General features: G+C 45.0%; 13 protein-coding genes. 4 read left to right on the top strand and 9 right to left on the bottom strand.

What is annotated here, in order from left to right:
* The first annotated feature begins 32 nt into the window (after positions 1-32).
* The 4 genes from CDH48_RS10105 to CDH48_RS19095 all read left to right on the top strand — a co-directional run bounded on the left by CDH48_RS10105 (position 33) and on the right by CDH48_RS19095 (position 5,427).
* Positions 33-1,850, top strand: coding sequence for an ABC transporter ATP-binding protein (locus CDH48_RS10105; protein ID WP_100688624.1), 1,818 nt, complete (start codon positions 33-35; stop codon positions 1,848-1,850).
* Positions 1,851-1,888: 38 nt separating this feature from the next.
* Entirely contained in the window at positions 1,889-2,776 is an 888-nt protein-coding gene (locus CDH48_RS10100; protein WP_100688623.1) for a polysaccharide pyruvyl transferase family protein, read from the top strand.
* A gap of 8 nt (positions 2,777-2,784) precedes the next feature.
* Positions 2,785-4,086, top strand: coding sequence for a glycosyltransferase (locus tag CDH48_RS10095; protein ID WP_188437734.1), 1,302 nt, complete (start codon positions 2,785-2,787; stop codon positions 4,084-4,086).
* A gap of 162 nt (positions 4,087-4,248) precedes the next feature.
* On the top strand, positions 4,249-5,427 hold the full coding sequence (locus CDH48_RS19095; protein ID WP_157807818.1) for a hypothetical protein: 1,179 nt from the start codon (positions 4,249-4,251) through the stop codon (positions 5,425-5,427).
* Between the two features lie 16 nt (positions 5,428-5,443).
* Here CDH48_RS19095 and CDH48_RS10080 read toward each other — a convergent pair whose 3' ends face one another.
* The 9 genes from CDH48_RS10080 to CDH48_RS10040 form a co-directional block, all read right to left on the bottom strand.
* Complete coding sequence (locus CDH48_RS10080) at positions 5,444-6,322, bottom strand: ParB N-terminal domain-containing protein (RefSeq protein WP_100688619.1); 879 nt, start codon at positions 6,320-6,322, stop codon at positions 5,444-5,446.
* Between the two features lie 47 nt (positions 6,323-6,369).
* Positions 6,370-7,488 carry a glycosyltransferase family 4 protein gene (locus tag CDH48_RS10075; RefSeq protein WP_100688618.1) on the bottom strand — a complete coding sequence of 373 codons (1,119 nt, stop codon included), beginning with the start codon at positions 7,486-7,488 and terminating at the stop codon, positions 6,370-6,372.
* Positions 7,478-8,410, bottom strand: coding sequence for a glycosyltransferase family 2 protein (locus tag CDH48_RS10070; RefSeq protein WP_100688617.1), 933 nt, complete (start codon positions 8,408-8,410; stop codon positions 7,478-7,480). Before CDH48_RS10070 ends, CDH48_RS10075 begins: the two co-directional genes overlap by 11 nt.
* Position 8,411: 1 nt before the next feature.
* Positions 8,412-10,265, bottom strand: coding sequence for an aminoacyl-tRNA hydrolase (gene pth, locus CDH48_RS10065; protein ID WP_100688616.1), 1,854 nt, complete (start codon positions 10,263-10,265; stop codon positions 8,412-8,414).
* Between the two features lie 49 nt (positions 10,266-10,314).
* A complete protein-coding gene (locus CDH48_RS10060) occupies positions 10,315-11,052 on the bottom strand; it encodes a 7-cyano-7-deazaguanine synthase (RefSeq protein WP_100688615.1) in 738 nt (245 codons plus the stop codon).
* A gap of 63 nt (positions 11,053-11,115) precedes the next feature.
* Complete coding sequence (locus CDH48_RS10055; protein ID WP_100688614.1) at positions 11,116-12,210, bottom strand: CapA family protein; 1,095 nt, start codon at positions 12,208-12,210, stop codon at positions 11,116-11,118.
* Positions 12,211-12,259: 49 nt separating this feature from the next.
* Complete coding sequence (locus CDH48_RS10050; RefSeq protein WP_157807817.1) at positions 12,260-13,249, bottom strand: glycosyltransferase; 990 nt, start codon at positions 13,247-13,249, stop codon at positions 12,260-12,262.
* An 8-nt stretch (positions 13,250-13,257) separates the two neighbouring features.
* Positions 13,258-14,625, bottom strand: coding sequence for an AMP-binding protein (locus CDH48_RS10045; protein WP_100688612.1), 1,368 nt, complete (start codon positions 14,623-14,625; stop codon positions 13,258-13,260).
* Between the two features lie 138 nt (positions 14,626-14,763).
* Positions 14,764-16,143 (bottom strand): phenylacetate--CoA ligase family protein, encoded by a 1,380-nt coding sequence (locus CDH48_RS10040; RefSeq protein WP_100688611.1) that lies wholly within the window; start codon positions 16,141-16,143, stop codon positions 14,764-14,766.
* Positions 16,144-16,415: the final 272 nt, after the last annotated feature.

Raw genomic sequence — 16,415 nt, 5'->3', positions numbered from 1 at the left:
GCTGTCGCAAACAGGTTTATCAAAGTTTATTCATGTATATACTCAATGTTATCAAAACTATTCTTTCTGTCCTGGATGCACGCACCCGGAAAAAATATATTGCTCTACAAATTGTTTTCCTTTTTTCCGCATTCTTTCAGGTCGTGGGGATAGCGAGCATCGGACCTTTTATATCTATTCTGTCTAACCCGGAAGTAATCCACACAAATACAATTCTTTCGCGCGTATATCAGCAATTCGGTTTCGAAACCGACCTCCAATTTATAGTTGCAGCTGCCCTCGGATCACTCGTATTAATCTTGGTATCCAACACGATAGCTGCGATGACTATGTGGCTGAGTATTCGCTTTTCAGTATCGCTTGGCAGCAGCCTGCAACAAAAAATATACAAAAATTATCTTTTTAAAGACTATTTATTTCATAAAACTGAAAACTATACTAAAAAAATAGCGACTGTATCAGCACAGGTTCCTCGCTTCGTTTATATGCTGTTTCAGCCTTTCCTGCTCCTGACAAGCCAACTGTTCGTGGTGGCCCTTATTTTAATCGGGTTGCTGATACTGGATCCGCTGCTGGCTGTCATCGCCGGAGGAATTATTGGGGGCTCCTATTTAATTACCTATATTATGTTACGTCGAAAGCTGGCCCATCACGGCGCAGTCATCTCAGAGCGAAACGACAAGGTTCAGGGAATTCTGTCCGAGTCTTTTATCGGCATCAAAGACGTGAAGCTGGACTCTCTCGAGAACCGATATATTAATCAGTTCAATAAAATCAACGTCAGGGGTCTTAAATCCCAAGCCTTCATTGCTCTATCTGGTGACCTGCCTAAATTTGTAATTGAATCGATTTCTTTTGGCGCTATCCTTGTTCTGGCGCTGGTATTACTTACGACACAGGATGATATACGTTCGGTTGTCCCTATTTTGAGCATCTACGCCCTGGCAGGCTATAAACTTCTACCAACAATGCAACAAATCTATAAATCCCTTTCAAGCCTGAGCGGCCATGGCTCTGTCGCGAGAGTGATTAAGAACAGACTGAACGTGACTTCTACAGATACATTAGTGGCTGAGGATATCATCAGACCAATGCGGATTAATCGAGTTCAGCTATCCGAGGCTAATTTTCTATACAACCCCGATAGCGCGCCTGCAGTCCATAACGTCTCACTGACTTTGAACAGAGGAGAAATCTTTTCACTGGTTGGACACTCGGGCTCGGGCAAATCCACATTAGCGGATCTAATATTGGGGCTACTTAAACTCAATTCGGGAAAGCTCATTGTTAATGATGAAGTTCTAACAAGCTCGGATTTAGCGTCTTTCCGAAAGAAAGTCGGTTATGTAGCGCAAACCATATTCATACTAGATGACAACGTCGTAAACAATGTAGCTTTCGGTGTGCCAGAAGCTGACATTGACATGGATCGCGTAAGGCAGGCTCTTACATTAGCTAACGCTGATGAGTTTGTAGACAATCTACCAAATGGTATCTACTCTAACTTAGGACAGGATGGGAAACTACTGAGTGGCGGCCAACGGCAACGGATTGGCATCGCCAGGGCGCTGTACAAGCAAACAGATCTGCTTGTATTAGATGAACCCACCAGCGCCCTGGATATGGAATCTGAATACAAACTTATGAGCACTTTGAACTCTCTAAAAGAAAACTTAATTATACTGATAATTTCACACAGACCAGCCTCTATCCAGATGTCTGACAAAATAATTTTGATGGAAAAAGGAAGAATTAACGCTGTGGAAACCTATAATAATCTCATAAAAAACAATGAGAAATTTCGATCAATGATGAAAAGTAATTTAGATGATAGAGCTGGCCACCTGTGATTTTGTTATCCTTTATTAAATCTATAAGGAATACTGTTTTGATACCTCTTTATTATGACAAGGTTGTCAGGCTCGCCACCCGCATCAAACAACGTTCCGGAATGACCAATAATCGCAATGTCTATTGGAGTCACTACGAGCCAAAAAACTTTGGGGATTGGGTTACTCCATACCTATATAAAAAAATGACTGGCAATGAACCATTATATTGCCCTCCAGGAAGAGGCTTATTTACAACCACAGTATTTGGAGCAGGCAGTATCCTTCGCCACCTGAAGAGTCAGAATACTGCTATTGTGTGGGGATCAGGTATCATAAGTGCAAAGGATAATTTTGAGAAACCAAAGAAAACTTTGGCTGTCCGGGGACCTCACACAAGAAAAAGGTTTCATGAGCTGGGCTTCGATTGTCCAGAGGTTTATGGTGATCCAGCAATACTTCTGCCTTTGTTTTATTCGCCGAGTAAAACCGAGAAGAAAAAATACGCTATGGGTATTATCCCCCATTTTATCAACTTTCGGTTAGCAAAAGAACTGTTCGGAATAATTGACGGTGCGGTAATAATCGACGTTACTCAACCGCTTGAAAAAGTGGTTGACAATATTAATGAATGTGAAATGACAGTTTCTAGTTCGCTGCACGGATTGATTGTTTCACATGCTTACGGCATTCCTTCCGCATGGATCGAATTCGGCGAACCGCTGATGGGTGATGGGACTAAGTTTCAGGATTATTTTTCAGCATTTAGGTATCAAAACAAAGTTGAGGCAAACACTGTCAATGAAAAGTTCACATTACAGGATCTTATTGCCTTAGTCACTGCAGCTGAAAATCCGGAGCACAAAGGCTTGGTAAAGCCTCTTTTAGAAGTGTGCCCATTTAACGTTAGAACTGAAATAAAATCTCAAAAAAAATTTAACGCATGAACAACGACTTGAAATCATCAGAAAGCAGATCAAACTCTAAGCTAGTTTGTTTTTTATGCAATGGTTTTCCTACGATTTCAGAAACATTTATAATAAGTCAAATTTCGAATGCAATCGATAATGGTTTTAGAGTAAGCATTCACGCCGATTATATAAATAACAACGATAGACCATTACTGGAGAATGACGAAAAAATAAGTAAAATGCTTTCGGCAACTTACGTCCGACAACATGCACCCGACAGTATTTTTAAAAGAATTGTCCAAGCCTTTGTTTTGGCCAAGCAAGAATCTGCAGTTATCTCACTTGCAAAATCTTTGAATCCGTTCCGGTTCGGAGTTCATGCTCTTAACTTCAGAAACTTCTTTTCTTATAGCTCGTTATTGAGTCTTGATAAGCCAGATTTAATACATGCACAATTTGGACCTAATGGCATCAAGGCTGTTAACGCAAAATTAAATGGTGTTGTAAGATGCCCTATTGTGACAAGTTTCCACGGTTATGACGCGCATACGGAACCTTCCCAATTAACTCAGGTCAGAAAGTTCTATTCCAGACTTTTTAAGCATGGCGACTTATTTTTAGTTAATGGTAACTATCTGAAGCAGCAATTAGTGGACCTAGGCTGCCCAAATTTTAAAATAATTAAGCTTCCACTCGGCGTTGATCTAAACAAATTCAAACCATTGCCCTCAAGACCAGATATCGGCAAAGGTAATGTTAAGTTTATCACTATTGGCCGTCTAATAAAGTTAAAAAATCAGAAATTTGGAATAGAGCTTTTAAACTTATTGCGGTCCAAAGGTGTCAATGCGTCTTATACAATTATTGGCAGCGGGCCGGAAATTGACAACCTAAAAACCTTAGCCCAAAATCTTCATGTAGATAGGTATGTTCATTTTCTGGGGAGCTTAACCCAGGAAGAGATCTGTAGAATTTTACCACAACATCATATTTTTTTAATGACCTCCTATAAAGATTCGTCCGGGCGAATGGAAACCCAAGGAATTGTATCTGCTGAAGCTCAGGCTTGTGGGTTACCGGTAATAAGCCTCGGATTTGGTGGGACAGCTGATACTATTGTCCATGGCGTTACCGGATTTAACCTATCTAGCTCGAATCCTGAGTCAGGCATTAATTACGTATATGATCTTATAAACTCTACCGTCTATGCCAAATTTTCATATAATGCTAGAGCTTTCATATCGGAAAATTACAACATAAAAATAACGAACAAACACTTGATTAAAATATATGAAGAATTAATCCTTGAGTCAGAGAACCAGTCACTCTTAAAGATTATAAGCTAATAATAAATCCTAAAATATTTTGATCTTTATAATGTAAATTAAAATAAAGTTTTACTTTAAATAGGCGCTCAATTGCTACAGACCGCAACCAATAAAGCCTAGAACCCATATCGCAAACCTCAGTGATCTATATATAGAATATCTATTAGGTGAATAGCAATCATGAGAATAGGTAAGCCGGACATATATCAAGAAGGAAACCAAATAAAATATCGAGTTTTAGTGGAATCCAGTAGTGGAAATGAGACCCTTTGGTACAGTTTACATGAGGCATGCGCTGACCTCCTGTCAAATAAATCTGACGCGCCCTTGATCGCATTGCTTATGCCAGCCATGGCAAGCGGCGAAGACATTTATATTAGCGGCGTGGTTTCCGAAAGACTAATATACAACCTTTCAGGCCCAATACAAAACGTGCTACAACGAATTATCCCGTCACTTCAGCGCGTAAATATTTATCCGGAGGAGGTGTGCCCTGACCAACGCAACAGACCGCCAGGCGTTGCAACTGGATTTTCAGGCGGCATCGATTCTTTTTGTATTCTTGCGGACCACCATCACTCAGATATTACAGACCAATTTAGAATCACACATCTTCTTTTCAACAATGTTGGCTCCCACGGAAGTGGTGGCGAACGCTTATTTAAAGAACGTTATAAGCGTCTTGTACCGGCGGCAAATTTGCTAGGGCTCCCATTTTTGATGATAAATTCGAATGTGGATTCATTTTATAGCAAACAACTAGGCTATAAACAAACACACACGTTACGTAATGTGTCAGTTGCCCTCTTGTTACAGGAAGGAATAGGTCGTTACATGTATGCTTCTGCCTACGGCTATTCAGAAATTTTTATTGGACCGACTTATAGCCTGGGTTACAGCGATGCTATCACTTTGCCACTTCTTTCCACTGATACACTTGATGCATTTTCTGTTGGCAGTGAGTACTCCCGAGTTGAGAAAACATTACGTGTGGTTGAAGCTCCTGAATCGCATAGGATGCTCGATATCTGCGTTAATGTTAACAATGCTAGTGGGTTTACAAACTGCTCGACCTGCTGGAAATGTCTAAGAACGCTCGCCACGCTGGAAATTGGCGGCCATCTCGAACATTATTCTTCTTGTTTTGATCTTGATGCTTATAAGGGCAAAAGGATTGATTATTTTACAACATTGCTCGGAAGTCACGATCCTCTCCTTAAGGAGATAGTGCAATATGCCAAGGACCGCAATTATCCGTTTCCCGTATATTCGCGTGTCAAGCATACCTTTCGTATAGAGCCAATCACCAGATCCTCGAAGCGTGTTTGGCGAAAGCTGAAGCATTTGGCACATAAATGAGAGCGAGCCCCGGCTTTCATAGGATTAAGCCTTTTTCTCTAGCCCATATCCTTGAATCAAATGTGAACAAATGTTCAATAAACTTTTGAGCCTGAATCTGGGACCAATAACCACGGTAGACCTGAGGCCAATGACTAATTTCAGTGTAGTGGACCACCTTCGTGATACTCACTGGCACTGTTTTCAACCCTAAGGCAGCCACTGCAGCCGCGCGATGTTGGCCATGCATCACACAAAAACGAAACTCTTCATTGTATTCAATTCCAATAACCGTAACATCCCCCTCACCTTGGGTCCTGTCGTAGCCAAAGGCTTTAATGCTTTCATATATCTTTACAAGGCGCTGGAACTCAATCTCACCCTTTTTTTCAGAGACAGGTCCATGCAGCCCGTACCCCTCTCTAGCATCAAGTTCCGGGCACCCGGCAGCTGTATTTTCATCAACGATGATTCTCTCCATAAGCGCTTGGCGGTCAAGGGGGCGCGCATCCATCCAAGGGGCGTGGAGTGTAAAAGGCGCAATTGATTTCAGCGCTGCAGGCGCGTTTGCGAACCCTGCCACAGCATCCGCGGAGTTCTCAGGTGTCCAGGTGCTGTAGTACTTTTCGAGAAAAGAACCTGGATATCGAGGTTTACCTGAGCGAGCGTTTATGTCACGGTAAGCTTCCACAAACGGGTGCCAGCCGGTTTCCGCAAAAGAAAATCCGCTCAGAATAACGCACTGATCAATCGGACACTCATATGATGCCCGAATTCCAACTCTGTTGAGTGTCAGAACCTTTTCCAGGTCATCGTATATTGGGGGAGGTTTTGGCTTGGATTCGGCGCTAGTGACCTCCAAGCCAAAAAACTGAAACAGTGGCTTTACAAGGCGTTTGATAAATTTCCTGATCATCAAGAATCCTTGGATGGGGGCAACTCGGCTTTGGCGGCTTGTTGAATCTAATCAGCCACACTCGATATAGCTTGACGAAACCGAAGCAACATTGCATCGGTTGAGAACTCCTTTTTCACTCTTCCCTGACCGCATTTACCGAGCCTGTTTCGGTACTCAGAAGACTTAATCAGCCCGAGCAGTGCCTTAGCAGAACTTTCCACGTCACCTTCCTGATAAATGACCGAATCCTGGCCATGCTCCAGGGTAGAACTTACCGATGGGTTATCCGACGCAACCACCGGAAGTCCAGCCCGCATATATTCCAATATCGCCAGCGACATCGCCTCCCCCTTAGAGGGGTGGAACGCAATATCGCATGTCTCCAACCTTTCGGCTACGTTGTTCACCGCACCATGAAACTCTATGAAAGGCTCAACTTCAAGTTCCGCTGCCAGATTTTTAAAAACCTCAAGATCCGGCCCATCTCCAAACAATTCATACCGAATATTGCGACACCCGTGCTCATAAACCAGCGACCGGATAACCCGAAGCGCAAAATCAATACCTTTATAATAAGAGGCCCTGGCAACCGTCACGATTCTGACAATTTCGCCCTCTTCCCGGGCACTCGACTTCAGGTTCGAAATCTCGATTCCGTTGGTGACGCAATACACCTTGGAAGGCGGCACACCATTAATCTCGATTAAGCGTTGCTTCACGTAGGGGCTCACCGCAAAGCAGGCAGTGCAAGAAAACAAGGGCAACCTGTTAGCAATGACTTTAAGCAGCTTCTTGATATAACCCGGGCGCGTCCGCACACCAGGCGTGTGGTCATGGACGATAATTTCACGGACACCACACAATCTGAAGATAAAAAACCGAAACGATTTTGTTTCCTGATCGGTCAGGTAGACGGCTTTAATAGAATTTTTTTTGATGTAGCTTGCCTGGCGAATGATCGAGCGTAATGATCGGGACGTAAAATCCTCCTGTTCGACTATGCAATTATGCTCAGTCAAGCATCCCGGAACTTCAGAAACAGATGGAAACACAACATAGGTCTGGTAGTCTTTTGCCCCGTAAAAAACCGACAGATCACACCAAAGTCGCTCCATCAACTTCCATGCATAACCGGTATTGGAATCAAAATTCCCTACAGCCAATACACCTGGTTTACGAACCACGTCCTTCCTCCGAAGGCTTTTTGAAAATGCGCTTGGTCAACCGTTTCAGGTTTTCTTTATAAAGTAATGACTGAACCAGATTTGAAAGCCCCTGTTTCATAAGCCCATTCCTCAAGTAACTTTTACCCATTCCAAACTGTTTTTGAGAAATATAAAAGTTACACAGGGAGCGGAGATCCTTTTTCACATACAGATCTCTGTATAACTTCATACTAAACAAATTCACATGGTTTTTTGTGAGAAAATCAGCGGATTTGTTTGAATCATGGACACGTACCGTCGTCAAGCTCTGACTAAGATAGGAAAAACCGTATTTTCTTGAAACTTTCAGGACAAAATTAAAATCCTCAGATTTTAGTATACCTGGGTCCCACCGAAAGTGATCGTGTACGTCGCGACGTATAGCGAAGGTCGAGGGGTAAAGCGGATAGCCCTTAAACAGAAGCCTTAACAGATCCTCCCCTTCGATGGTAAAGAGTTTTCCCTCCAGGTTCTTCGCCAAATCGTAAATATAGGGAAACATATCGGAGTTTGACAGGGTGTAGGGTTCCGGAAGCCTAATGTCGTGCTTGTGAAAGTCAGAGAACAGGAAAGCCAAGTCGGGATGAGTGTCTATCGCAGCTTTATAAATGGCAAGCTTCTCAGGGTGCCAGATGTCATCGCTATCCAGATAACAGATATACCGACCAGTTGAGAGTGCAATTCCTTTATTTCGCGCAGCAGCTACGCCGGAATTGACTTGCTTGTGGTATGTAATCAGGTCACCAAACTCAGTCAACACCTCTTCGGTGTCATCTGTCGAGCCATCATCAACGACAATAATCTCATAATCCCGAAAAGTCTGACCAAGGACTGAATTCACGGCGTCAACTGTCATGCCAGACCGGTTGTAAGAGGGTATCACTACGGAGAAAAAAGCCATATTAATTCCATTTAAATTGAAGCAAGGTATCTACTGCCAGATCTACGCCGGACTCCAGAGCACTCTCATCAGATCGGGAAAAAGGCTGAAGTACTGAGTTTTTCGCGGTTTTCTCGTTGCCCGGGCCCCTCACTCCTATTCTTAACCGTTTAATCTCATGGGAACCAAGCGAAGCAATCAGGGACTGTAGGCCTTTATGTCCGGCGTTGCCACCGCCGTGTTTCAGTTTAACCTGGCCGAGCGTTAAATCCATTTCATCATGAACAATCAGGCAGTTGTTTATTCCAGATCCCATACGCTCAAGATACTGCCGCGTTGGCGGGCCACTGTTATTGATTTTTGTGCCGGGTTTGAACAGGCTCACGGCGTTTTCCCCGACCTCAATCTCGCACACCATTCCTTCAGGCGAGCTGACCCATCGGCCTTTCGCTCTCTCCGCCATCCGATCCAGTACCCGATAGCCGGCGTTATGCGGCGTGTTTTCAAAGCTCGCGCCAGGATTACCCAAGCCTACGATCACCTTTCGCCCTGAATCGCTTCCGATTAAAGGTACGGTACCTGCACGAAAGAGTTTACCTTCCAGCGGCTGGGCTCCATCGGTGTTTAACGAGACCGGCCTGTATAATCTGGGACAGTCTCCACAAAAATTCTGGATTCCACACCGGGTGGCCCAGCAACTGACTGGCTTTTGCGTATTGTACAGGAGCCTTACAAGGTGATCCGCTTTATTGGAGCCTTTCAGCAGGACAAGGTCTCCCGCCTTGAGCAGTGCGTTCAAAAATGCCGAGGCCTCGCGAATTTCGCTAAAGGTATGGAGGTTATCAATGCTGGTATCCCGCTTGGCTTTCGCCGCCCTCGGCGCGTGGGGACCGACGAAGATAACAACATCACCAACTTTCAGTGCCTGCCTGGCAACCTTGGGATACAGCTTGGATGCAGATAATGAATAGTCGGAAAGTGTTCCGATAATAATAATTTTTCGTTGCGCTTTGGCTTCGCTCATGAATTCAAGGGGTGCTGAAAGCGACCAATGGGGTGCCTTCCAGTCATCTCGCAAGAAAGTTACGCCATTATCATTCGAAACGATCTGCATCCTCCCCTGTGCAGGCCTCACATCAGAGACCGCAGATATGGCAGTCGTAAGCGGTATGCCTGCAGCGAGCCCTACGCCCAAAGCAGAAAGTATCGACAAAGCGAGATGCTTGCCGTGAAAATCTGTTCTTACCTCGTAGGGTTCTCCTTCATATTCGATCTCAAGAACAAGAGGCTCCGGCCATGTAGATCTCGCTGAACGGAGCCTTATGGTCGCACCGTCGCCTTCCCCTACCCAGATAACCTTCCGATTACAGCTTTCACCGATGGCCCGGACGAGCGGATCATCAATATTCAATACCGCAACTCCATCAGCAGGCAAAGCAGAGACAAGCTTTCCTTTTTCTTCGGCAATAGCCTCTAAACTCTTGAATGCTTTGAAATGATCGCGAGCAACCAACGTCAGTACGGCTATGTTTGGGGTAAACAACCTGAGTGGCCTGTCCAGCTCGCCAGGATTACCGCCCGACACCTCAAGAACGCAGAACCGGTTGCGAGGGCTGACCTTGAGCAAAAGCTTGGCAATGGCATCAGAATAATTCGCAGAGCTCGGAGTGCTGTAACACTCACCCAAAGTACGAAGAACGCTTGCGGAAATATCCTTGGTCGTGGTTTTGCCGGCACTACCGGTGATGCCCACGAAGCTCACTTTTTTTAGTCTTTTGCTATAAATAAACGCCAGCCAGAACCGGAGGAGATGTGCACAGTAACGTAGGCACCTATAGAGATAGTTTTTCGCCACATCTCGAATACGACGGATCATTGACCGCTCACTCCTTTGAAACACGCCAGGATTGTATTGAAATCGCGAGTTATTTGCTGTGTTTCAGGCTGTACAAGAGGTAATAAAAGCCTGGAAATTTCTTGGCGAAAGATCGAAGCCTTGGAACAATTCTGAGTTGATATCTAATCCGTGACGTCAAAGGAAACCTGTACCCCATGCCCTCCTTTATAGCCGCCTCGCAGGGTCCGCATCTGCCACATGGCTCCGCGCCTGCCGTCGGCTTATGGCAGAACCAGGTCAATTCCATGATAGACAAGGTTCCGGTAGCTTCGGACCACTCTTTCATTTCCAGCTTATTGGTGGAGAGTATAGGGAAGCGAAACTTTCCGAATATTTTGCTATAGGGATACTCAACTAAATTAACTGCTTTCGTAACATTGTTCCCTGGTATGTTCTCTACCCCTAGCTCCATTCCTTCAATGCCCCGTGTCTCGCAATAATCTGCTAACCACATGTATTGGTCGCCTATATACATTTTTTTAATGATGGCATTGTAGGCTTCCTCGATCTCATTGCTTCGCACAGACGCCGCTTTTTCTGAAATCTCCGTGGGTAGCAAGGTTCCGGATAACTTCTCGGTTTCCTTGTTAATGCACTCGCTTATCGCCTCCATCGCCCGAAGCTCATGGCGCGAGGATGGCCTGTGTGGATCAATGATGTAATGTGGCTGAACCTGTTTGCCTTCCCTCAAAAGGTATAGAAGCCTGTAGGTTGAATCCCAACCACCCGTCCATAAAAGATGAACTGTTGCCGGCGTGTGTCTCATATCAATCCATGACCCGTGATAATTCTTGATTCAGAAATAGGCTCGGCTTACAGGAACGAAAGTCTAATCACCTGAAAGACGCCGCAGCAGCGTCCTGAACAACGACTGGAAAAAGAAGCCTGGTGAATACCTGTAAAAATTCCGTAAAAAATATTTATATTTAATCGGCTTCGCAATTTTTACCGCAGCCTGGTGATTCTGTTCGTACTCTTCAGCCGTCATATTTACCGGCTGACTATTTTCGGATAACCGGGCGAGAATTTCACGACTTGCGGTGGCATCTGCAGGTGCTACCGTAAAGTCTTCACCTATTACGACAGGAATGAGCGAATAATCCGGGGCTTCGCCTTCTCTTAAGCAGATGTCGGCAATCACGCTCAGCTTTGTATCCCTGGCCCACAGGTCAAAAACAAAATTTCCGAGGCTATAAAAGATCAAGCCATTTTTATACCGTTCGATCGGCCACAAAAGGTGAGAATGATGACCCACCACCACATCCACGCCCGCATCGATCAATGCCCTTCCCAGCCTGATTTCATCGGGACCAGGATAATCAAGCAACTCAAGCCCCCAGTGGATCGAGCACACGAGGAACCCCTCACAATTCTTCTTCAGTTCCGTAACTTCTGCCAGAACTTTTTCGTGGTTATCACGAAGGCTGTATGGAACGGTACCGTCATGCCATTTCTCAGGTCTCATAGACAATGCAAAAAAAGTGTGCGCCACACCGCTCTTTTGGAAAACGTAGGGCTTTGTCTGACCTGGTTTCTGGTCGACTCCGATGACACCAAATCCATAACGTTGCAAATGAACCAGGCTATCCTGAAATGCAACAAGGCCATGCTGCATAGCATGATTATTCGCAACACCCAGAAGGTCAATTCCTGAATTTTTCAGGTATTTCAGGGAGGCCGGATCACCGCGCATCTCATACGACGGGAGCCAGCGCGGGTTCAAGCCGGCGTCGGATACCACGGTTTCAAGGTTACCGAGGGTAATATCGCCTGTTTCCAGATAGGGTTTAACCTGCTTGAGAATATCATCCTTTTTGCGCTCGAACGCCGCACGCATACCATGCCCTGCACAAACAGGGTGGTCGCCCATGGAGATGTCGCCTACTGCGGAGATTCTCAATTCTTGCTTCGTAATCTGGTCCATCAGTCCCACGTGTCCTTCATAACCTGTTAAAAACTGATTATTTCTATTATCATCTGCGACCAACTTTCACGCCTGGACGAAAGCTGAGGAGATTTTTTATACCAGACAAGACACCCAACGACCGGCCAATCAAATATAAACAGTCAACAAGGTATATCGAGACGTAGTCGAAAAGTTTTTTATATCTGGCTCCCGTCCTCATGATCCGCTTGGCACTTAAAACAGCGGGGCAAGCGAATACGAGAATAGCAGAAACTACCAGCATTGGTTTGGCTGCAGGCATAAACATTATCGACCCCAGTAAGCACAGCACCCCCGCCATGAATGCCAGGGTTAACAGGAAGGTCTTATCCCGTAATGTATGTGGTAATCCATTAATGTAGTCAGATGAATGCCACAACTGCCTTGCAATAAAAGAGGGTACACGCGAGGGGTTACCAAGATGAATAACGCTGAGAGACGGGTCAATTACAACACTAACGTGCTCTCTTTTTAACCGTGCCGTCAGGTCGCTGTCTTCGCCAGCGTTCAAGGACTCATCGAACCCTCCAATATTTAGGAAAACCTCTTTTGGAATGAAGATGCAGCCTCCCAACAGTGAGGTTTCCCTTACCGACTGGTTTGGAGATACCAATATCCAATATTTTTCCAGCCACGAGGGATCGTCACGCAACAAATATTGGCCCCCTATTACGCTGCCAGAGTTTTCAGTCAGCTTACGAATACCATCCGTCAACCACTCGGGATTCACAACGCAGTCAGAGTCCAGAAAAACGATGACACTGCCTTTTGCTTGCTGTACTCCATAATTCCGCACCGCACCTACTTTCACATCTTCATTCACATGGATCGAAACCTCGTTGAACGTTCGAGCTATTTCAAGGGTTCGGTCCGTAGAGCCATTATCAACCAATAAGATTTCATAACGATCCTTAGGATACCTCAACGCCATTAGCGACATAAGGCACGAAGGCAAATAGCGCTCTTCATTGAATACGGGGATAACAATTGAAACGTACGGCAATTGTGCGTCCTGCATAGATCTGCTCATAGTTCAGATTTTACGAATTTGAATTTACCATTCTTTTCCCGAATTATTTTATCGGGATATTTAAAACTGATTTGCATCGATGCTCCCACATGTTCCTCAAGCGCCTTTCGTAACTGGTTTTCTGTCGTTTCAGAATAGTCACTTGAAATCACTAAATTAACCTGTAGCAAGGTCCGCGTTTTTTGAACAATTTGAGCTTCGCAAATACCTTGAACGCCCTTAAAGACCGGCCCAAGCCTACCCACTCGAGAGCCATTACTGGTGATAACAACGTCGTCGTTTCGTCCTTCTATCGAATCCAAAAATAAAATATAAGGATAACCCTCCAGTTGCGCTTCTGAAGTTTTAACGATATCACCTATCCGATACCGTATAAGTGGCATCGCCTTATTCAACAATCCGGTACAGACGAGATGGCCGGATTCACCGGGTTTAACCGGCCTGTCGTTATCATCGAGAACCTCCACGATGGAATACTGAGGCGGTATGAAGTATCGCCCGTCTTTTTGCTGATACGCCATCACGGCCATTTCTGCACAACCATACTGATCAAACACCGGGCACTTGAAAGCCTTTTCGATCGCCGTTCGTTGATGGTCTCCCAAGGTTTCCGAGGAGGTAACTACCGCTTTTAACCGGATGCCATGCTCTATGTTTTTTGCATTGATGAATGAGGCGATTTCATAAATCGCTGAAGGATAGCTATCTATAAAAACAGGCTGCCACTCCTCAAGCGCTTTGATGTAAAAAGGTATGGTTTCCGTGCTCAAATGGTAAGAAGAACAGAGCAGTGTATTCATCGCGTAGTTCTTGCGCCAATATGGCGGAGCCTTGTTCCCCGCCGGCACAATGAGCCGGCCCGCAAAGGTTGCGCTGCGCTGGAACTCATCAACTCCGATTGACCGCAAAAATAAATTGAAAAACGCGTAATTCTGACGTATGGCCTGTTTGCTTGCGAGCACATTCAGAGGGTTACCAGTTGTCCCACTTGTGCTTAAGGTTGTTGTACTGTTTTTACCGAAACCTTTACTATGAAAAGCGGACAGGCTTCTTTTTACCGTAGATTTTTCTAGCACGGGAAAAAAGCCCGTAAAATTGCTCACACCTATTTCTGATTCGGTTAAGGACTGACTGCCACGCAACTTTCCATAGTGCTCCGTCTGCTGCAGTGCGACCGCTACCATCTCGGACAAGCGTTCACTTTGATCCAGCAAAGGATTGAGCTTTCCAGCTTCCAGGCTTGCGAGGGTTTGATGGAAGACTTTTCCATATCGAAGCCGGCGCAATAGCAGACCGTATGTGCTTAACGCCAGATCTTGGAGTTTTGGCGGCAATTTCCTGTAAACTGAAAACAGTTCGGTCATACTCGATACTTCTTTAAATAAGTTTTGTACCTGGCTAGGAACGTCCAATTACGTAATGCGCAGATGTCTTTACGCTCAATTTCGTAAACTTAATTTACGGTCTATTGGCTGAAAACGGCGCTCAGACATACGGCAGCTTTATGGAAAATGGCGCCCTAGCTCTGACCTTACTGCCTTAAATTTTCCATTTTTTTCTTTTGGAATGTGCTCAAAATATTCAAATTTGATCTCCATTGCTGCGCCGAGGCGTGCCTGAAGGGCTCGTCGTATCTGATCTTCTGTATCTTTCGTGTATTCATCTGAAACGACGATATTGACCACAAGCAAGGTTAAGGACTTTTGAACAATTTGAGTTTCGGAAACCCCTTTTACTCCTTTGAAAACAGGGTCTAGCCGTCCTACACGAAAACCGGAATTAGAGATAATTACATCATCATTCCTGCCCTCTATAGAGTCGAGGAACGTAATAAAGGGATAACCTTCGATTTGTTCTTTTGAAGTCTTTACTATATCGCCTATCCGGTACTGTATAAGTGGCATTGCCTGGTTCAGCAGGCCAGTGCAAACGAGGTGGCCAGATTCACCGGGTTTTACAGGCTTGTCATTATCATCCAAAACCTCCGCAATCGAATATAGTGGAGGTATAAAATATCGCCCGTCTTTCTGTTGATAAGCCATTACGGCCATTTCCGCACAACCATACTGATCATAAACGGGACACTGAAATGCTTCTTCGATAGCCTCTCTCTGATGCTCTCCTAAGGTTTCAGAGGAGGTAACCACCGCTTTCAGCTGGATGCCATGTTTTGTCTTATTGGTATTGATAAATGAGGCGATTTCATAAATCGCTGAAGGATAGCTATCTATATAGACAGGCTGCCAGCGTTCGAGAGCTTTTATATAGATTGGTATTGTACCTGCATTGAGATGGTAAGAAGAGCACAAAAGTGTATTCATTGCGTAGTTCTTACGCCAATAGGGTGGCTTTTTGGTCGACTCCGGCACGATGAGTCGGCCCGCAAAAGTCGCGCTGCGATTGAACTCATCAACTCCAATTGAATGCAAGAATAAATTGAAAAAAGCGTAGTTTTGCCTTACCGATTGCTTAGTGGCGAGTACATTCAGCGGGGTACCCGAGGTACCACTAGTGTTTAAAGTAACGGTATTAGTTTTACTGAGGCTATGATTATGAAAGGCAGACGGTCTATTTTTTATCGTGCCTTTTTCTAGTACCGGGAACACGCTTGACAAGTTATTTAGGTTGATTTCCGACACAGGTATAGACTTGTCGTTAAGCAATTTTCTGTAGTGTGAGGTTTGTAGCGCTGCACTAATTAAAGCTCCCAATCTTCTCATTTGGTCGGCCATAGGATCAGGTTTGCCATCTTCTAACCATTCAAGCTCCTCCCGGAAGGATCTTCCGTATCTCAAATGGCGGAGTTGAAGTCCGTACACACTTAACACTACGTCTTGAAATAACGGCGGCAGTGAGTGATAGATCGACAGGATTCCAGCCATTCTTAGAGCTTCCGTTCAGAGGAGTTTATTGTCCAGTTACAACTATTTGCGTGCAAAACGCGGACCCGGTTCTCCACGCCCAAGCTGGCAGGATTCCACAGGTTCAGAGGGCACGCCTTCGGAACAGTATATCTATTAATAGAAGAGTTGTGACCCCCTCTGGCAGGATAGTTGGCACTACTTAATTTTTAACCAGTTGGGCGGTTCAGGTGTTGATAGTGCCTCGTTATTCCGATGAACGTAAAGTCGCAGTGCTGGCAAAGTTATCGCCG

It is taken from the genome of Marinobacter aromaticivorans (assembly GCF_002806975.1).
Lineage (GTDB): Bacteria > Pseudomonadota > Gammaproteobacteria > Pseudomonadales > Oleiphilaceae > Marinobacter > Marinobacter aromaticivorans.
Note: the sequence above shows the minus strand (reverse complement) of the source record. Positions and strands in the feature narration are given on the sequence as shown.

What these genes read in the sequence shown, in the direction of transcription:
- CDH48_RS10105 (WP_100688624.1), top strand. Translation starts at nt 33, where the DNA reads ATGTATATACTCAATGTTATCAAAACTATTCTTTCTGTCCTGGATGCA.
- CDH48_RS19095 (WP_157807818.1), top strand. Translation starts at nt 4,249, where the DNA reads ATGAGAATAGGTAAGCCGGACATATATCAAGAAGGAAACCAAATAAAA.
- CDH48_RS10080 (WP_100688619.1), bottom strand. Translation starts at nt 6,322, where the DNA reads ATGATCAGGAAATTTATCAAACGCCTTGTAAAGCCACTGTTTCAGTTT.
- CDH48_RS10070 (WP_100688617.1), bottom strand. Translation starts at nt 8,410, where the DNA reads ATGGCTTTTTTCTCCGTAGTGATACCCTCTTACAACCGGTCTGGCATG.
- pth (WP_100688616.1), bottom strand. Translation starts at nt 10,265, where the DNA reads ATGATCCGTCGTATTCGAGATGTGGCGAAAAACTATCTCTATAGGTGC.
- CDH48_RS10060 (WP_100688615.1), bottom strand. Translation starts at nt 11,052, where the DNA reads ATGAGACACACGCCGGCAACAGTTCATCTTTTATGGACGGGTGGTTGG.
- CDH48_RS10055 (WP_100688614.1), bottom strand. Translation starts at nt 12,210, where the DNA reads ATGGACCAGATTACGAAGCAAGAATTGAGAATCTCCGCAGTAGGCGAC.
- CDH48_RS10050 (WP_157807817.1), bottom strand. Translation starts at nt 13,249, where the DNA reads ATGCAGGACGCACAATTGCCGTACGTTTCAATTGTTATCCCCGTATTC.
- CDH48_RS10045 (WP_100688612.1), bottom strand. Translation starts at nt 14,625, where the DNA reads ATGACCGAACTGTTTTCAGTTTACAGGAAATTGCCGCCAAAACTCCAA.
- CDH48_RS10040 (WP_100688611.1), bottom strand. Translation starts at nt 16,143, where the DNA reads ATGGCTGGAATCCTGTCGATCTATCACTCACTGCCGCCGTTATTTCAA.